This window comes from Mesorhizobium sp. M7A.F.Ca.CA.004.06.1.1, from assembly GCF_003999135.1.
Taxonomy (GTDB): domain Bacteria; phylum Pseudomonadota; class Alphaproteobacteria; order Rhizobiales; family Rhizobiaceae; genus Mesorhizobium.
This window is the reverse complement of record NZ_RZPQ01000718.1, coordinates 1,362-3,025: the sequence shown is the minus strand read 5'-3', so window position 1 is coordinate 3,025 and position 1,664 is coordinate 1,362. Positions and strand designations below refer to the sequence as shown.

1 protein-coding gene is annotated in these 1,664 nt (G+C 62.1%); it reads right to left on the bottom strand.

The genetic code is table 11. The features are described 5' to 3' along the window. The coding region (locus tag EN906_RS28965; protein WP_164777434.1) for an efflux RND transporter permease subunit at positions 1–1,654 on the bottom strand (1,654 nt) is incomplete at its 3' end. Positions 1,655–1,664: the final 10 nt, after the last annotated feature.

Below are 1,664 nucleotides of genomic sequence, written 5' to 3'. Positions count from 1 at the left end.
CGTAGAGCAGGCCATAATCCGGCTCGACATTCGGGAAGAACTCGACGCCGGCGCCGTATTTCGAATAGGCAAAGCCGACGCCGAACAAGAGCGCGACGGTCAGCACCAGCACGGTGATGGGGAAGCGCACCGCCTGCTTGACGATCGCCATGTACCAGCCGTCGCGATTGTCATCCTCATGATGCGGCGGCGCCTTGGCGAAGATCGCACCCAGCGTCGGCGCGAAGACAAGCGCGTAGAGCATCGAGGCCGATAGCGTGACGATCAGCGTGATCGGCATGTACTTCATGAAGTCGCCGATGATGCCCGGCCAGAACAGCAGCGGCGAGAAGGCGGCGATGCGCGTCATCGTCGCGGCGATGACCGGACCGGCCATGCGCTTGGCGGCGAGCGCGAAGGCTTCCTCCTTCGGCATGCCTTCGCTCATCCGTCGTTCGGCGAACTCGGTGACGATGATCGCATCGTCGACCAGCATGCCGACGGCCAGGATCAGGCTGAACAGCACGATCATGTTGATCGTGTAGCCCATCATCGCCAGCAGCAGGATGCCGATCAGGAAGGACGACGGAATCGCAAGCCCGATGAGCAGCGAGGCGCGGCCGGACAGCGCGTAGAGGATGACGATGAACACCAGGATGACGGCGATCATCACATGGTTCTGCAGGTCGCCGAGCAGCTGGTTGACGAAGACCGACTTGTCCTGCGTGTAGGTGACGTTCATGCCCTCGGGCATCGACTTGACAAACTCGTCGGACACCGTTCGCACCTTGGCGATGGTGTCGATCAGGTTGGAGCCGATGCGCTTCTTGACTTCGATGGCGATGGCCGGCTTGCCGTTGAGACGGGTCACCGTCTCGGCATCCTTGAAGGTCGAACGGATCGTCGCGATGTCCTTGGCCTGCACCACGGCATTGGGGCCGGCGACCACCGGCAGTGCGGCGACATCCTCCGGCGTTTCGATCAGCGACGGTACCTTGACGGCGTATTTGCCCTCCGAGCCTTCGATATTGCCGGCGGCGACCAGGCTGTTGGAGTTGCCGACCGCACCGATCAGTTGATCGAGTTGCAGCCCATAGGAAGACAGCTTCATCGGATCGATGACGACCTCGACGAGATCGTCGCGCGCACCCTGCAGCGAGCCCTCGAGAACACCGGGAACCTCCTCGATGCGGTCGCGCAGTTCACGCGCGGCGGCGGTCAGCACGCGTTCAGGCAGATTTCCCGAGAGGGTGACGACGAGCACGGGAAATTCGGAAATGTTGACTTCGGTGACGACAGGTTCTTCCGCCGCCTGCGGCAGGTCGGCCTTGGCGTCCTGCACCTTGCTGCGCGTGTCCTGCAGCGCGGTGGCCAGATTGGTCTGCGGCTGGAATTCGACCAGCACGTAGCCGCCGCCCTGGAAAGCGGCCGAACGCATCTCCTTGAGGCCCTTCAGGCTTTTCAGCTTGCTTTCCATCGGCCGCAGCAGAAGCCGCTCCGAATCCTCGGGCGAAATGCCCTGGTAGATCAGGCTGACATACATCATCGGAATCGGAACGTCGGGCTCCGCTTCCTTTGGCGTCGCCTGATATGCGACCCAGCCCGCCAGCAGAAGGAAGACGAGGACCGAAATGGTCAGGCGGGCATTGTTGATTGCGAGTCTGACGATATCCATGGCTAACGCC